Origin of the sequence: Catenulispora sp. GAS73, assembly GCF_041262085.1 — a bacterium.
Lineage (GTDB): Bacteria > Actinomycetota > Actinomycetes > Streptomycetales > Catenulisporaceae > Catenulispora.
The window spans coordinates 1-15,123 of the sequence record NZ_JBGCCM010000075.1 but is presented as its reverse complement, the minus strand read 5'-3'; the positions used below and the strand labels follow the sequence as shown (position 1 = coordinate 15,123).

Here is a 15,123-nt window from a genome sequence, read left to right as displayed (position 1 = left end):
TCAATCCATCTCGAAGGATCACCCGATGACCGCCTCAACTATCGGCGATACGCCCATCAGAGCTAACCGATACACCACGTCCCAGGACGTAACCCCGCATCAGGCTCATAACGCGCCGCGAGCCCTGCCACGAACCTCTCCAACACCCCCGCCACGGCTTCCGGCGAATCGGCCGCAGCCGCCGACTCCTTCAACGGCACGACACCCGAGGCCACCAACTCCAACGGCACCTGCACATCCCGCACCTCGTCAACCGGCATCCGCCCCACCAACAGCCGCGCCGCCCCCGGCCGCAACCGCACCCCCGCGAACGCCGACCCCGCCTCCAACGACGCGACCCACGGCCCCCGATCCGGCCCGACGAGCCGCAACGACCCCTCGTGCCAGATCAGGTCCGAGCACCCGTCGGGCACCACCAACTGCCGATGCGCACCGGCCCCGACGCCGACCTGCGTCCACGTGCACGCCACAAAACGGCCCGGCGCCCACCGTGGCCGCTGCTCCGCATACACCGAGGTCATCACCCTCGACGCTACCCCGTCCAGCGACAGGCGCGCTGGGGCGGCCGGGTGTGGATGGCCGCCGCCGCACCGCTACCGCCCTGCTACCACCCAGCCACCCAGCTGAAGTTGCCGCCGCGCCGCCGCCCCGCCGAAGCCTGTGCCGCACGCGAGCCCGCCAACCCGCGCCGCATGCAAGCCCGCCTGCCTGCCCCGCAACCGCCGCCTCGTGCGCCGCGGCACCACACCGCCGCGCCTGCGCTCCCGGCCCGACCGGCCGAAGCCGTCGCCGCGCTGCCGCCTGCCTGCCTGCCCCGCAACCGCCGCCTCGTGCGCTGCCGCGCCACACCGCCGCCTCGTGCGCTGCCGCGCCACACCGCCGCCTCGTGCGCTGCCGCGCCACACCGCCGCGCCTGCGCTCCTGGCCCGACCGGCCGAAGCTGTCGCTGCGCTGCCGCCAGCCTGCCCCGCAACCGCCGCCTGCCCGTGCTGCCGCGGCCTGCCGCTTGCCTGTCCGTGTTGCCGCAGCTCCGCCGCTTGCCTGCCGAGCCGCCGGCCCGCGCCGCACTCCGCGCCGCCCGCGCCCCGCCCCCTACCCCACAGCCGGAAAAGCCACCGGACTCCGCAACCCACCCGGCCCCACCGCCCGCACGCCGAACTGCACGTTGTCCTTCGAGATCGGCAGCGTCACCGTCGTCACGTCCCCCACCGCCAGCGCCTCGGTCCACACCGCCGCCGTGGTCTCGCGCAGCACCACCTCGTACCCCGTCAGCCCCGCGTCGTCGCCGCGGGTCCAGGTCAGCGTCGTGGTGTTGATCCCGCTGAAGGTCGGCGGGGGCGTGGTCAGGATCGTCACGCCCTTCGGCGTGCCGGGCCCGGCCGCCAGCGACCACAGCGTGGCGGCGTTCACCCGCGTCACGCGCGCCAGGTAGTTGAAGTCGCAGAACTCCGGCAGGTCGCCGTACTGCACGCCGTCGGCGACGCGGGTGTCCTGGTGCTCGTGGTTGAAGTTCTCGCGCGGCTCCGTGAAGCGCCCCGCCGGGTACGCCTGCTGCAGGAACGAGATGTGGTCGCTCCCGCGCAGGTAGCGGTCCCGGCGCCAGACCACGCGGATGTCCATGTCCGTCGCCTCGTTCACCGCCACGTCCTGCGCGAAGCGCGCCAGCTGCCGCGACGGCCCGTCGTTCTCGCCGCCGACCGCCTGCCGCACCACGGCCTGCGCCGGGGTCTCCGACGTCGGCACGCCCTCGACGAACAGCCGCACCGTGTGCGGATCCGGTGGCGTCCCGTCCCACGCGCTGCTGGCGCCGACGATGTCGTTGCTGAACATCCCCTGCACGTCCGTCCCGGCCGCCTTCATCTGCGCCGCCATGTACGCCGAGCCGTAAAGCCCCTGTTCCTCGCCGGTGACTGTGGCGAACACCAGCGTCCCGGCGAAGCTGCGGGTGGCGAACAGCCGCGCCATCTCCAGCACCGCCGCCACGCCCGAGGCGTCGTCGTCGGCCCCGGGCGCGTCGCTGGTGAAGTTCATGACGTCCGTGACCCGTGAGTCCAGGTGCCCGGTGACCACGTACACCCGCTCCGTCGCGGCGGTCCCCTTCAACGTCGCGATCACGTTCGTGATCGTCGTGGGCACCGGAATCCGCGACGTCACCGGCTGCACGAAGCTCTGCCGCGCCACGGTCATCCGCCCGCCGGACGTCGCCGCGATCGCCTCCAGCTGCGCCACCACCCAGTCGGTGGCAGCCCCGATCCCGCGCGCCGGATCGGTCTGGCTCGACAGCGTGTGGCGGGTCCCGAACGTCGTCAGCTTCAGCACCGTCGCCTTGAGCCGCGCCGGATCGACCTGCGCCAGCAGCTCGCGCAGCTCCCGGCTCGGTTTCTGCCGCCCGATGCCGATCGGCGTCTTCCCGATGCCGTGCGCCGGCGCGGCATCCGTGGACGCGGACGCAGACGCCGACGCAGACGCCGGGGCCGCGACGAACGTGGCCGCGGCCCCGACGACCGCCGCGCCGGAAAGGGCCTGCCGCCGGGTCGGGCCGGAACGAGGAGATCCATGCTCTGTCACGATGCGCCTCCGGGAAAACAGGGGAGTGGCCGTCGCTGCGGAACCTACTCGCGGCCGGGCCCCGCGCAATGGAATAAACCTTCTTTACTCGATTCCTACACGCCCCATGTCAGCCTGCTGCGGTGAATCGCCGAGCCCTGCGTACCCTCAGCGCCCTACCCGTCATCCTGCTGGCCGCGACCGCCTGTCAACCAGGCGGGAACACGGCGTCGGGCAGCTCACCGACGGTCACCGTCCAGGCCGCGGCCGCCGCCACCACCTCCTGGATCACCTTCGCCGACAACCACCTGACCTACGGCTCCGACTCCCAGGGCAACCGCATCCCGGACTTCTCCTACGCCGGCTACGCCAACGGCAAGTCCCCGATCCCCACCGCCCCGGTCGCCGTCACCCTCCAACCGAACCCCGCCGGCGACGACACCGCCCGCATCCAAGCCGCCCTCGCCAAGGTCAGCGCCCTGCCCCCGGCCGCCGACGGCCTGCGCGGCGCCGTCCTGCTCGCGCCCGGCGACTTCCGCCTCGCCCGCGCCCTCACCATCAGTGCGTCCGGCGTCGTCCTGCGCGGCTCCGGCTCGGGCCCGTCCGGCACCCACCTCATCGCCTCCGGCACCCCGCGCGCCGTCGTCACCCTCGCCGGCACCGGCCAGCGCCAGGCCGCCGGCTCCAAGGTCGCCGTCACCGACGCCTACGTCCCGATCGGCGCCACCACCTTCCACGTCGCCAGCACCGCCGGCCTGAATGTCGGCCAAAACGTGGTCGTGCAGCGCCCGCAGGAGCAGAACTGGATCCACGCCATCGGCATGGATAAGATCCCGCAGCGCTCCGGCGGCGGCACCGTCCAGTGGAAACCCGACGCCGGCCTGCAGTTCGAGCGCACCATCACCGCGATCTCCGCCGGTACGAACACGGTCACGATCGACATCCCGCTGACGAACGCCCTGGAGAAGCAGTACACGCACGCCGTGCTCTGGCCCTACGCCTTCGCCGGCCGCATCACGAACGTCGGCGTCGAACACCTCTCCGCCGACGGCCTCGCCTTCACCACCGCCCCGAACTACGCGACCCAGGGCTACTTCCAGTCCGCGTTCGCCTCCTTCGGCGCCGTGGACGGCGGCTGGGCCCGCGACATCGTCGCCGACAACTTCGGCTCCGGCATGGGCGACGTCGGCGGGAGCGCCAAGCGCGTCACCATCGAGGACACCTCCGCGCTCGGCATGGAGAAGGCGATCCCGCAGGACATCCACGCCCAGCCGGTCGCCTACACCCTGGCCGGGCAGCAGTCCCTGGTCCTGCGCTGCCAGGTCTCCGGCAGCAACCTGCACGCCTGGGCCACGCAGGCGCTGACCGCCGGCCCGAACGTCTTCAGCGACTGCACCGCGACCGACGTCGGCGGCAAGCGCTTCGACGCCGGCCCGCACCAGCGCTGGGCCTCCGGGACCCTGTACGACCACCTGGTGATGCGCGACGGGAGCGGCGGCACGTCGCCGACCGAGCTGTCGCTGATCGACCGCAACAACGAGGGCAGCGGCCAGGGCTGGGCCGGCGCGACGCAGGTCGCGTGGAACACCGACACCGGGACCTACGCCTTCCAAAGCCCGCCGACGTCGTACAACTGGGACTTCGGCGCGCTCGGGAAGGCCTCGCCGCCGCTGGTGCCCGGGTTCCCGGCGGTGACGGTGTCGGCCGGGACACCGGTCGCGCCGGTATCGCTGTACGCCGAGCAGTTGGCTGAGCGCCAGTAAGCGGGCTTACCGAGCGCCCGTAACCCGGCCGACCGGGCGCTCGTCAGCACACTGTCCCGGGCAGGCCGCCTACGCCTCGCGCAGCAGGATCCCGCGCACGTAGGCCGCCTGCCCGGCATGCTGCAGCGTGTCCGACACGACGCTGATCAGCCGCACGCCCAACGTCACCGGCGGGTCCCACCGCGTGTCGACGACCCGGTCGAAGTCGTCGTCCGCCAGGCCGCTGACATAGGCGACGGTCGCGGCGTGCACGGCGTCGTGGTAGTCGGTGAGCACCTCTACCGACGGTACGTTCAGCTTGCCAACCTCGCGCGAGGACTGCCCGTACCCCACGGCCGCCACCGGGTACGGCGACCCGAACTTCGCGTCGAAACCCTGCGCCGTCCACACCTGCTCGAACCCGGCGACGTCCGCGACATGGTCGTCCTGCACCCGCGTCAGGTGCCAGACCAGCCAACCGACCGGATTCGCGTCGTCGTCCAACCGCCGGTGCAGCTGATCCAGGCTCAAGCCGTCGACGGCGGCGTGGACGCATTCGTTGACCCGCCCGAAGGCGTCGACGAGGAGATCGTGACCTTTCATGGGAGCACGGTACCGAAATCCGGTGGTCGGGACGGCGGTGGTGGCGCCACACTCGCGGCGATGACAGCGGACGAACAAACCGAAACCGCAGACGACGACTGGTCCTACGCGGGCCCGGGATCGCTGGAAGGAATGCTCCAGCGCGGCCGGGGCCAGGGCGCCTATCGGGCGATGACCGATCCGGACGCGCCGCCCCTGATCTACGCGTGCCTGGCGCGCGACCACCGCTACACGACCATGATCGACGAGCGCGAGGTGTACCTACCGAGGACGTTGACAGAGGCCTCCAGCCCGCTCCCATAAAGCGCGAGCGGCCCTACCTCGACACGTCCCACGACGAGCTGTTCGACCTCCTGCGCGCCCCCGACGCCCCCGGCACCTCCAACGACACCAAACGTCCGGTCCTGTTCGAACTGGCCCGGCGCGACCCGGACCCGGCGTTGCTCGACCTGGCGGAGGAGCTTGTCCACGGCGATCCGCCGCGTCCGATCTCCGGGCTCGCCCGAGCGGTGCGTCTGCTCGGTGCCGCAGCCCTCGACCACGCCCGACGCTGGGTCGCCGACACGGACCACCATCCGCTGGCCTCCATCGGACTGTCCGTCCTGAGCCACCACGGCGACGAAACGGATCTCCCCGTCCTGCTGGTCCGCTTCGACCACCGGGCCCGTGAGCGCGACTGGTGCGGCCTGTCGGTGTTCACCGACGCCTTCGCACGCATCGGCGTGCCGGCGGCCGCCGTCGGTGACCGGCGCGTCAGTTGGCTGTGGCGGAACTCGCCGCACTCCTGCGAGCGCATCGACTACCTGAAGGCCATCGTGGCCCTGAACCCCCACGACTCGGGCTGGTTCCTCGGCGACGCCCTGCTCGACTGCGAGTCGCGGGTGCGGCTTTACGGCGTGGAGCACGCGCCGCTCACCAAGCGTAATCGTGCCCTGATCGGGCGGCTGTCGTCGGACCCGCTGGAGTCCGAGGCCCTGCGCGCCGCCGCGGTCGCCCGGTTGCGGTCGGTGCCGCCGGGCTGAGGGTCGAGCTCGCCGTCGCACGCTCGGCGACCCTTGTCCTCTGCCGCACCTATTGGTAGAACGTGTTTCAGTTTCGCGCGACGCACCGATCACACCGATCACCCGGCGACGAGGGGACACGGACACCATGGCCGGCACCGAGCACTGCACCGTCGAGCGCGACGGCCACACCCTGGTCGTCACCATGAACCGGCCCGAGGCCAAGAACGCGCTCTCGCTCCCGATGCTGGTCGGCATGGCCGACGCGTGGGTGGAGGCGGACGCCGACGACGACGTCCGGTCCGTCGTGCTCACCGGCGCCGGGGGAGCGTTCTGCGCCGGGATGGACCTCAAGGCGATGAACATGGCGCAGGGCTCCGTCTACGGCGACCGGCTCAAAGCCGATCCCGACCTGCACTGGAAGGCCCTGCTGCGGCACTACAGCCCGCGCAAGCCGCTGATCGGCGCGGTCGAGGGCTATGCCGTGGCCGGCGGGACCGAGCTGATCCAGGCCTGCGACATCCGCGTCGCGGCGTCGTCGGCCACCTTCGGGCTGTTCGAGGTGCGGCGCGGCCTGTTCCCGGTCGCGGGCTCCACGGTGCGGCTGCCGCGCCAGATCCCCTACAGCCACGCCATGGAGATGCTGCTGACCGGCCGCCCCTACACCGCCGCCGAGGCGCGGGACATCGGGCTGGTCGGGCACGTCGTGGACGACGGCAAGGCGCTGGACAAGGCGCTGGAGATCGCCGCGCTGATCAACGCCGCCGCGCCGCTGTCGGTGGAGGCCGTGAAGCGCTCGGTGAAGGAGACCTCCGGGATGAGCGAGGCCGATGGCCTGGCCCGGGAGTTCGAGATCGGCTGGCCGGTGTTCGCCACCCAGGACGCCAAGGAGGGGCCGCGCGCGTTCGCTGAGAAGCGCGAGGCGGTGTGGAAGCGGCAGTAGCGAGGCGGTCTGGAAGTGGCAGTAGCGCTGATAGGGCTGCTCATAGTGCCAACGGCGCGCCAATAGTGTGACCATTTGTCACCTTTGGTGATGAGGCGTGCGCGGAACGTACCGGAATACCGCGTAAGGGGCACCCGGACGGCCCCGATTGGGTTATTGGGGCATCCGCAGGGCAGAGTATGAACCGTGCGTCTCGATCACGTTTCTTATGCTGTGTCCAACTCCGAGCTCGGCTCCACGGTGAACCGGCTCGGAACGCTGCTCGGCGCGACGTTCCGCGACGGCGGCGTCCACCCGCGCTTCGGCACCCGCAACTTCGTGCTGCCCCTGGCCGGCGGCTCCTACGTGGAGGTCGTGGCTCCGCTGGACCACCCCGCCACCGACTCCGCGCCGTTCGGCAAGGCCGTCAAGGCCCGCGCCGACGAGGGCGGCGGCTGGCTCGGCTGGGTGGTGGGCGTCGACGACATCACCCCCTGGGAGCAGCGCCTGGGCCGCCCGGCAGCTGAGGGGCACCGGGTGCGTCCCGATGGCTTCGACCTGCGCTGGAAGCAGCTCGGGGTGCTCGACCTGATGGCCGACCCGCAGCTGCCGTACTTCCTGGCGTGGGAGATCGCCGCCGACCAGCGTCCTGGTGCTGGGGCTGTGAACGGCATTCCGGCGTTCGAGCGGCTGGAGATCAGCGGCGACCGTACGCAGGTGTTGTCCTGGATCGGCGGCTCGCCGGATCATGATCCGCTGGAGGAAGTGAAGGTCGACTGGATCGACGCTGAGGAGCCTGGGGTGCTTGCGGTGCACTTCCGGTGTGCGGCGGGGAGTGTTCGGATCGACTGAGGGGGGTCGGCGGGCTGCTCGGTCTGAGGGGTCCGCGAGGGTTTTCGAGTGCGGGTGCTGTCGGCGGTGGTCGGCGGTGCCCGTGCTTTGTTTTGGGTGGGTTTTAGGTGGCGGGTGGCTGTTGGGGTGGGGTTTTGCGGGCGATTTTTACGGTTTCGTGCAGGGGTTGATGGCCTCGCAGGGGACGCAGTTTGGTTGAGGCCCGCGTGTTGCGTTGGCGGCTGGCGGTTTTCGCGGGCACGACCGCGCGTCGGTCCGAGTCACTGCGCATGTCGTAGGCGGCAATCGTCGTGCGTGGTGGGCACCTTGAGGCCTCCGGCGGGCGCTCTACAGCGAGGGGGCGACCCGCGCGTTGGGTTGTTTGGCGGCGGTCCGGGACTGGTCGGCTTTCTGTCCGCTCGTGGTGCGCCGCGCTGTCTGCCGGCGGTCGCTGCTTGTGGTCACCGAGGTTCTGGGTCCCTCGCCGCGTCGTCGCCGTAAACGGAACCAGGCCGGTTTGGCGGAATCAAGCCGCATCGCTGTTGCTGTGGTCCAGCCTCGTCCGGCTTGACACCGCCAAACCGGCCAGGTTGGCAGAGCCCGCCGACGCGGCGAGGGACCCAGAACCAACACCCCGCGTGGTCCGGAGGATCCGGCGAAGCGCGTTGCCGGCTATGCGGGTCCGGTCGCTGCCCGCGGTCCTCACCCGCCGAACCCGAAGCACACGAAGCCGCCGATCCCGGTCGCGGTCGACGCCTCGGCCAGTGCGGCTGCGGGCGGGCGGCCGGATGCCAGGGCGGCGTGTAGGGCGAGCATGAGGGTGCGGGTGTCGGAGTCGTCGACTGGGGTGACGCTGGCGATCAGGGTGCGGGTGCCGAGGGCGAAGACGGCTGAGGCCAGGCCCATCAGCTCGTCGCCTGGTCGGACGCCGGACAGGGCCGATTCGCACGCTGACAGGACCAGTGTTTGCGGGGTTGAGCTGAGGCGTTCCAGGTCGTAGACGTACAGGGGGCCGTCGTGGGCGTCCAGGCTGGAGAAGAGTGGGTGGTCGGCGCGGAAGCGGCCGTGGGTGGCGACGTGGGCCAGGGCGGCGCCGTCCAGGGCGCGGGCGGCTTCGGCGGCGGTGGCCGTGGAGCCGGACAGCACGATCGCGTCCGGGTAGCGGGCCGCGAGTGCTGCGATCTCCGGTTCGGCGTGGGCCAGGCCCGGGCCGGCCATCAGGACGGTGCCCAGGCCGGTCGCGGAGGTCGCGATGGTGCCGGAGCCGGCGGCGCCGCCGACGGGGGCGACGGTGGCGACCGTGGCGACAGCGCTGATACCGCCACCCGCGCCGCCAGCAGCGCCCGAGCCGCCCGCACCCCCAGCAGCGCCAGAAGCACCAGCAGCATTCGCCGCGGCCAGCCACAGCCGCGCCGAAGGCGTCACGCTCACCGCACGCCCCGCGCACGTCGGCAGCGCCGTCCAAGGCAGCGCGTGCAGCGAGCCGGTCGGCACCACGATCAGCGGCCGGTCCGCGACCAGCCCCGGTCCGTCCAGAGCCCGCCGCACCGGCCCGAACAGCAGCCCGTCCAGTACCTGCCGGCTGTGGTCGTAGGCCTGCAGCGCCGCGTCCTGCATCACCTTCGATCCGAACCGCCGCGACATCCGGTTCATCGCGAACCGCACCACGTCCAGCTGCTTCAGCACTGCCGCGTACGACCCCAGCCGGTGTCGCCGTACGACCCCGTCCCGCACCGTCACCGCGTGCAGGTCGTCGTCCAGTCGCACGAACTCCACCAGCACCCGCTGCCCGAGCGCCCCGGCCAGCGCGGCGGGGGAGAACGGCGGCTCGGGCGCGTACGTCCCGCGCGCGTATCGCGACCGGTCGCGGATCGCCGCCTCCAGGCGCAGCCGCTCGGAGTTCAGCCGCGACACCTCAGAGCGCGAAGATCCGAGCGTCGTCGGCGCCTCCACCGTCGCCAGGTCCGCCACCACCCGCCGCAGCTCGGCCAGGTCGGCGGCCAGCTGCTCGTCGTCCGGCGGGCGCACCGGGCGGCGCCGCAGCGAGGCCGCGCGCCACGTCTCGGCCCAGCGCAGCACCGCGCGTGCGTCCCCGCGCTTCAAAGCCAGCTGCAAGCCCAGTTTGGCCAGTTCCTCGCCGCGCGCCGCGGCGTGCGCGCGTAGGTCGGTGGCGCCCAGGACGGCGTTGTTCTCGGCGTGGACGCGCAGGCCGGCCTGTACCGCGCGCTCGGCGGCCGACAGGCGGCCGGTGCTCAGTGCGTGCAGCGCCTGCGCGTGCCAGGCCAGGATCCTGACCTCGGCCACGCCCCGGTTCCGGTGCCGGGCCACCTGGTCGAACAGTGCCCGGGCCTGCTCGACGCGCCCGAGGTCGGCGGCGATGCGGCCGGCCAGCAGGCGGGCCTCGTGCGGGGCCACCGGCCAGCGGGCGGCGGCCAGTCGGTCGGCGATGGCCTCGGTGTTGCGCAGCAGGGCTGCCGAGCGCTGCCCGATGGCGAAGGACGCTGCGATCTCGGCGTGCCGGGCCAGATCGGCCCAGGTGGCACGGCGCTGTCGGGAGAACATCGCGCGGGCGGTGCCGGCCGCCTCGACCGCGGCCTGCGGCTCCCCGGCGGCCAGTGTCGCCCAGGCCTGATACAGGTAGGACTCGGCCAGGTTGTAGCGGAAGCCGCTGGCCTGCTGCTCGGCGATGGCGGTGGCCACGCTGGCCTGGGCCTCGGCGGCCAGGCCCACGGCCAGCAGCATCTCGGCCTTGTCGGTGTACAGCGGGGTGCCGCGGCGGCCGTGTCGGCGGTAGACCGCCGCCGCGGTGTCGATCAGGTCCAGGGCTGCGGGGATGTCGCCGTTCTGCCGCGACAGGTAGCCGAGGTTGTACTGGAGGATCCCGTTCAGCATCGCGTAGCCGCCGCGTTCGGTGACGACCAGCCCGCGCCGCAGATCGGCTTCGGCCTCGCGGTAGCGGCCGCCGTAGATGTACAGGATGCCCCTGGTGTTCAGCAGCACCGCCTCCCACCGGTCGTCGCCGGCGGCGCGCAGGGTCGGCTGCGCGCGGGCGAAAGCCGACATCGCCTCGGTGGTGCGGCCGATGCGGCTCAGCACCACGCCGAGATTGGTGTCCAGCCGGGCGGAGTCGATGCCGGTCAGCACCGCGGCGGCCAGCGCGGCCTCGGCCAGTGCGGCGTCGGTGTCCCCGCGGTCGGCCAGGATCACCACCAGCGACATGCGGGCCTCGGCGGCCCGGTAGGGGGCGCCGGCCTTGTCCGCGACGGCGACCGCGCGGCGCAGGGTTCGCGCGGCCCGGGGGATGTCGCCGTTCTCCTTCCACGACAGGCCCACCGCGCGCAGGGCTATCGCAGCGGCCTCGTCGCCGCCGCCCTCGGCCAGGACGGCCTCGGCGGCGGCCCGGCCCACGGCGGGCTGGTCGAGGACACGGTCGAGGGCCTTCTGGGCGCGATTGAGCCGGTCCGCGGTTGATGGCATGCGGATACTGTCTCAAATGCCAGGCGATTCCTCACAACAAGTACAGACCTCATCGCCGCCGCGCGGGCACGCGCGGCGGCGATCAGGTATCGGCGGCGGCCGCGGGGGAAGCGCGGTCGCGGCCGGGTCCGGGTCGGCGGGAAGTGCGGATTCGCCGAGTGCTGAGCCTGGTGGGGACGAAAGCCGTGGCGATCCGTGAGCGGCGCCCGGTGTCCTCGGGCCGCCCTGTCCGCGCCCCGGATCTCAGCCGGCGGCGTGCGGGCGGCGCATAGTCACTTTCCCTCTATGCGGTCTCTCTATGTGGTCGATACGGGGTCGCTATACGGTCACCCAGCTGGTGACCACGGCTCCGCCGCCCGGTACCGCCAGCGCGACCCGCGCGGGGCCGGCCGGCAGCGAGTCGGCGCTGAACAGTCCCTGGTCGTCCACCTCGACGGTGGTCGCGCCGGCCGGATGCTCGATGCGCAGCGTCTTGGAACACGCCGGGATGAGCTGTCCGACGAGCTTGCGGCGGTCGCCGATCTCGGTGACCTCCACGACCACGGACACGCTGGGCGCCTCGAAGGTCAGCAGCCTGGTGTCGGTGCCGCGCACCGACCCGCCGGCCCCGGCGAGCATCGAGTCCTCCGCCAGTTCGGCCAGCTCGGAGTCGATGGTCCGCCAGGTGAAGGCCGCGTAGCCGGCCGTCACCACCTCTTGCGGTACCGGATCGATCTCGTCGAACATCTCGCCGAGGGCGGACAAGAGTCCGATGTCCTCCGCTGAGGCCCCGTTCGTCAACTTCGGCATCGTTCCCCCTGGATCAGGTCCTTCATCGTGTGCTCATGTGCGTCTTGACCGGTGTGCGCCGGCGGCGTGGAGCTCACGGGCCGGTCGTGCCCGGCACCGTGGTCTGGGCTTTGAGGGCCCGTTTGAGATGTTCCAGGCACCGCGAGCGGGTCGGCCCGATCGACCCGACGCGCATGCCCAGGGCCTCGGCGACGGCTGTGTAGCTCTCCAGCGGCGTCACCGCGACCACCCTCAGCAGGTTCCGGCAGCGCTCGGAGAGCGTGGAGAAGGCCTGCCACAGATCGCTGCGATCCTGCTCGGCGACCAGTGCCGCCTCCGGATCGCCGTCGTCCTCGGAGTCGCCGAAGAAGGAGACGTTCTCCTCGGCCTCCTCCGAGTCGGGGACTTCGCGCTGCGCCTTGCGGATCAGCCGCAGCGCCTCCCGCCGTGCCGTGGTGGCCAGCCATCCCGCGAGCTGGTCCGGATTCTGGATCCGGTCCAGGTTCTCCACCAGGCGCAGCCAGGTGGTCTGGCTGACGTCGGCGGCGTCGGTGACCGTGAGCCGGAAGCCGCGCGCCACCGACCACACCAGACGGCTGTAGTCGTCGACGATCTGGTGCCAGGCTTCGGGGTCGCCGTCGCTGGCCGCTTTCAGCAGCAGCGCGGGGGAGCGGTCCATGTGTGCCTTCTCACTGTCTCGGGCGAACGTCACCGGCGCGGTTCCGTCAGCGGCCCGCCGGTGACACGACCACCCCGAGGTCGGGGATCCGGGTGCCGAGGGGGTCGAGCAGCTCGCTGACGGCGTTGCGCGCCGTCATGTCCTTGGCGGACATCAAAGCCGCGATCTTACCGGCCACGTAGGGGGCGGCGAAGCTGGTGCCGCTCCACTTCGCGTAGCCGTGGAACTCTTCCCCGTTCTCCCGGCCGTCAGTCAGGAAGCTGCTGGCGATCTTCTCACCGGGGGCGGCGGCGTCCACCCACCAGCCGTAGTTGGAGAACGACGCGCGCTCCGGGGCGGTGCCCGCGGACTGCTCGGCCAAAGCCGCGACCGCGACGACGTCCTTCAGGGCCGCGGGCCAGAACGGCCGGTCCGAGGCATGGTTCCCGGCGGCCGCCACCACGACGGTGTGCCGGGCCACCCGGGCCACCGCGTCGGCGAGCACCGGCGAGGGCCGGTCGTCGAAGGTGAAGCAGCCCAGCGACATGTTCAGCACGTCCAGCAGGTCGCCCTTGGCGGCGGCCCGGCTCTGGATCCGGGCCATGCCCCTGAGCACTTCCAGTTCGTCGGCGACGCCGTCGGTACCCAGCACGCGCTCGATCCACAGGTAGCTGTTCGGCGCGTGCTGCAGCAGCACGCCGGCGACGAACGTGCCGTGGCCGGAGTCGGACTCCAGGTCCGTGTCCGGCGCCGGGTTCAGGGCCTCGTGCTCCTCGGCCGTGCAAGCCTTGTACCACTCGTGTGCGTCGAACCACGGGTGCGGGTCGATGCCGGTGTCCAGGACGCCGACGGTGACGCGCTTGGCCTGCCCGGGGTCGTCGACCGGGGCGTCCATTTTCGGGGTGGGGGTCGGGTCGTCGAACGGACCGCCGGTGAAGTCCCCGGGGGCTCCGTGCATCACATGGTTCGGCGTGACACTGGTCCGCCGATGTGCCCCCGCGCCACCGCGCAGCTCATGCGTCAGCTCCGCGGCGTCCACCCCCGCGTCGGCCCGCAGCCGCAGCCGGGCGACGCCCAGCTCGGTGAAGTCCTCGCGGGAGTCGACCCACCTCCGTGCCTGCTCGTGGATGGCGTCCGCGTGCGTGCCGAGCACCAACAGCTCGTCGCGCTTGATCAGTGCCTCAGTGGCGCCTCCGACGTGGACGACGTCCGGGTGTGTCTCCAGAATCCGAGCCAGCCGGGCTGCTTGGTCCGTCATCTTTCCCTCCCTGTAAACAACGTAGTCAGCACCTATGCTGCATTGCGAATGGCCGTAGGCGGAACTGGACCCCCGTCCCAGTCCCGCCTCCGGTACCCCCCAGGCGGTGGCGTTCCCCCACGGACTGCCGCCGCCGGCCTTGCTGTCCCCCTCCCGGCGGTGGCGTTCCCCCACAGATCGCCGCCGCCGGCCTTACTATCCCCCTGGTTTTCCCCCCAAGGTCCCCGGATTTCCCGCGGCCCCGTTTTCCCCCCCAGTAGTGCGACCCCAAATCCCCCGTGGGGTCCCCCTCTGTTCCTCTTCCCTGGACGTGTTCCCACCTGGCCGGCGGTGGTGTGCCGCACCCACCCCCCGGCGTCACGGCACACCACCTTTTCCACCCGGCCTGGCCGGCGGCGCGTCCCCCCTAGAGACACACACCGACTGGACCACGCCCGCGGGCCCCCCGACCCGCTCACTTACAAGAGCACCCAGAGCGCCCCCTGATACATCCCTGCCAAAGTTTTTTCGGAGAAGTTTTTCGGCGTCTCTCAGACGTGTCACTGCCTGCGGATAGGTTCTTCTCATGCGTGAACTCATCCCCGCCTCCTGGGCGCCGGTGCTGGCTGCCGAGACCGAGCAGCCGTACTTCGCCGACCTGGAGGCTTTCCTTAAGAACGAGCGTGCCGAGCACCAGGTGTTCCCGCCCGAGGACGAGGTCTTCGCGGCGCTGGAGGCGACGCCGTATCAGGACGTGAAGGTGGTGCTGATCGGGCAGGACCCGTACCACGACGACGGCCAGGCCCACGGCATGTGCTTCTCGGTGCGCCCCGGCGTGCGGATCCCGCCGTCGCTGCGGAACATGTACAAGGAACTGGACACCGACCTGGGCATCCCGCCGGTCAAGCACGGCTACCTGAAGGCCTGGGCCGACCAGGGCGTGCTGCTGCTCAACACGGTGCTCACGGTGCGCGCGCACGAGCCGGCCTCGCACAAGGACCGCGGCTGGGAGAAGTTCACCGACGCCGTCATCAAGGACGTCTCCGCGCGCGAGAAGCCGGTGGTGTTCGTGCTGTGGGGAGCGCACGCCAAGAAGAAGGCGAAGCTGATCGACTCCTCGCGGCACGCGATCGTGCAGGGCGCGCATCCCTCGCCGCTGTCCGCGAAGCTGTTCTTCGGCTCCAAGCCGTTCTCCGCGGTGAACGAGGCGCTGGCCAACTTCGGGCAGGAGCCGATCGACTGGCGGCTGCCCGAGACCGTGTGAGTCTGAGTACGAATAAAAGAGTCGGCCCGGCGGATCTCTCCGCCGCAAAGCACGCCAGAGCTGCTGCTCCTGG

Annotated in this window: 13 protein-coding genes; 6 read left to right on the top strand and 7 right to left on the bottom strand. The window is 71.6% G+C overall.

The window, feature by feature from the left end; genetic code table 11:
• Positions 1–62: 62 nt before the first annotated feature.
• Positions 63–521 carry a DUF6597 domain-containing transcriptional factor gene (locus tag ABH935_RS50155; protein ID WP_370385107.1) on the bottom strand — a complete coding sequence of 153 codons (459 nt, stop codon included), beginning with the start codon at positions 519–521 and terminating at the stop codon, positions 63–65.
• 571 nt (positions 522–1,092) lie between these two features.
• Entirely contained in the window at positions 1,093–2,568 is a 1,476-nt protein-coding gene (locus ABH935_RS50150; RefSeq protein WP_370385106.1) for a M20/M25/M40 family metallo-hydrolase, read from the bottom strand.
• A gap of 122 nt (positions 2,569–2,690) precedes the next feature.
• On the opposite strand from ABH935_RS50150, the gene ABH935_RS50145 reads away from it, so the two are divergent.
• Positions 2,691–4,310 carry a hypothetical protein gene (locus tag ABH935_RS50145; RefSeq protein WP_370385105.1) on the top strand — a complete coding sequence of 540 codons (1,620 nt, stop codon included), beginning with the start codon at positions 2,691–2,693 and terminating at the stop codon, positions 4,308–4,310.
• Between the two features lie 69 nt (positions 4,311–4,379).
• Here the strand turns inward: ABH935_RS50145 and ABH935_RS50140 are convergent, their stop codons facing one another.
• Positions 4,380–4,892 (bottom strand): DUF664 domain-containing protein, encoded by a 513-nt coding sequence (locus tag ABH935_RS50140; protein WP_370385104.1) that lies wholly within the window; start codon positions 4,890–4,892, stop codon positions 4,380–4,382.
• 60 nt (positions 4,893–4,952) lie between these two features.
• On the opposite strand from ABH935_RS50140, the gene ABH935_RS50135 reads away from it, so the two are divergent.
• The 4 genes from ABH935_RS50135 (at position 4,953) to ABH935_RS50120 (ending at position 7,667) form a co-directional block, all read left to right on the top strand.
• Entirely contained in the window at positions 4,953–5,195 is a 243-nt protein-coding gene (locus ABH935_RS50135) for a hypothetical protein (protein ID WP_370385103.1), read from the top strand.
• Positions 5,099–5,914: a hypothetical protein gene (locus ABH935_RS50130; protein ID WP_370385102.1), complete on the top strand. Its 816-nt coding sequence runs from the start codon at positions 5,099–5,101 to the stop codon at positions 5,912–5,914. The genes ABH935_RS50135 and ABH935_RS50130 overlap by 97 nt, the downstream gene beginning before the upstream one ends.
• Before the next feature lie 127 nt (positions 5,915–6,041).
• Positions 6,042–6,836, top strand: coding sequence for a crotonase/enoyl-CoA hydratase family protein (locus tag ABH935_RS50125; RefSeq protein WP_370385101.1), 795 nt, complete (start codon positions 6,042–6,044; stop codon positions 6,834–6,836).
• A gap of 186 nt (positions 6,837–7,022) precedes the next feature.
• Positions 7,023–7,667, top strand: coding sequence for a VOC family protein (locus ABH935_RS50120; protein WP_370353289.1), 645 nt, complete (start codon positions 7,023–7,025; stop codon positions 7,665–7,667).
• Positions 7,668–8,348: 681 nt separating this feature from the next.
• Here ABH935_RS50120 and ABH935_RS50115 read toward each other — a convergent pair.
• The 4 genes from ABH935_RS50115 to ABH935_RS50100 form a co-directional block, all read right to left on the bottom strand.
• Positions 8,349–11,123, bottom strand: a complete 2,775-nt coding sequence (locus tag ABH935_RS50115) for a CHAT domain-containing protein (RefSeq protein ID WP_370385100.1) — start codon at positions 11,121–11,123, stop codon at positions 8,349–8,351.
• A 318-nt stretch (positions 11,124–11,441) separates the two neighbouring features.
• On the bottom strand, positions 11,442–11,912 hold the full coding sequence (locus ABH935_RS50110) for a hypothetical protein (RefSeq protein WP_370385099.1): 471 nt from the start codon (positions 11,910–11,912) through the stop codon (positions 11,442–11,444).
• 73 nt (positions 11,913–11,985) lie between these two features.
• Entirely contained in the window at positions 11,986–12,570 is a 585-nt protein-coding gene (locus ABH935_RS50105) for an RNA polymerase sigma factor (RefSeq protein WP_370385098.1), read from the bottom strand.
• A 46-nt stretch (positions 12,571–12,616) separates the two neighbouring features.
• The gene (locus ABH935_RS50100; RefSeq protein ID WP_370385097.1) at positions 12,617–13,807 is read right to left on the bottom strand and encodes a S8 family serine peptidase; all 1,191 of its coding nucleotides are present in this window, start codon (positions 13,805–13,807) and stop codon (positions 12,617–12,619) included.
• Positions 13,808–14,372: 565 nt separating this feature from the next.
• On the opposite strand from ABH935_RS50100, the gene ABH935_RS50095 reads away from it, so the two are divergent.
• On the top strand, positions 14,373–15,050 hold the full coding sequence (locus tag ABH935_RS50095; protein ID WP_370385096.1) for a uracil-DNA glycosylase: 678 nt from the start codon (positions 14,373–14,375) through the stop codon (positions 15,048–15,050).
• Positions 15,051–15,123: the final 73 nt, after the last annotated feature.

Bases quoted from the DNA above. Each gene is read 5' to 3' on its own strand.
- ABH935_RS50155 (WP_370385107.1), bottom strand. From the start codon at position 521: ATGACCTCGGTGTATGCGGAGCAGCGGCCACGGTGGGCGCCGGGCCGT.
- ABH935_RS50140 (WP_370385104.1), bottom strand. From the start codon at position 4,892: ATGAAAGGTCACGATCTCCTCGTCGACGCCTTCGGGCGGGTCAACGAA.
- ABH935_RS50135 (WP_370385103.1), top strand. From the start codon at position 4,953: ATGACAGCGGACGAACAAACCGAAACCGCAGACGACGACTGGTCCTAC.
- ABH935_RS50125 (WP_370385101.1), top strand. From the start codon at position 6,042: ATGGCCGGCACCGAGCACTGCACCGTCGAGCGCGACGGCCACACCCTG.
- ABH935_RS50115 (WP_370385100.1), bottom strand. From the start codon at position 11,123: ATGCCATCAACCGCGGACCGGCTCAATCGCGCCCAGAAGGCCCTCGAC.
- ABH935_RS50110 (WP_370385099.1), bottom strand. From the start codon at position 11,912: ATGCCGAAGTTGACGAACGGGGCCTCAGCGGAGGACATCGGACTCTTG.
- ABH935_RS50105 (WP_370385098.1), bottom strand. From the start codon at position 12,570: ATGGACCGCTCCCCCGCGCTGCTGCTGAAAGCGGCCAGCGACGGCGAC.
- ABH935_RS50100 (WP_370385097.1), bottom strand. From the start codon at position 13,807: ATGACGGACCAAGCAGCCCGGCTGGCTCGGATTCTGGAGACACACCCG.
- ABH935_RS50095 (WP_370385096.1), top strand. From the start codon at position 14,373: ATGCGTGAACTCATCCCCGCCTCCTGGGCGCCGGTGCTGGCTGCCGAG.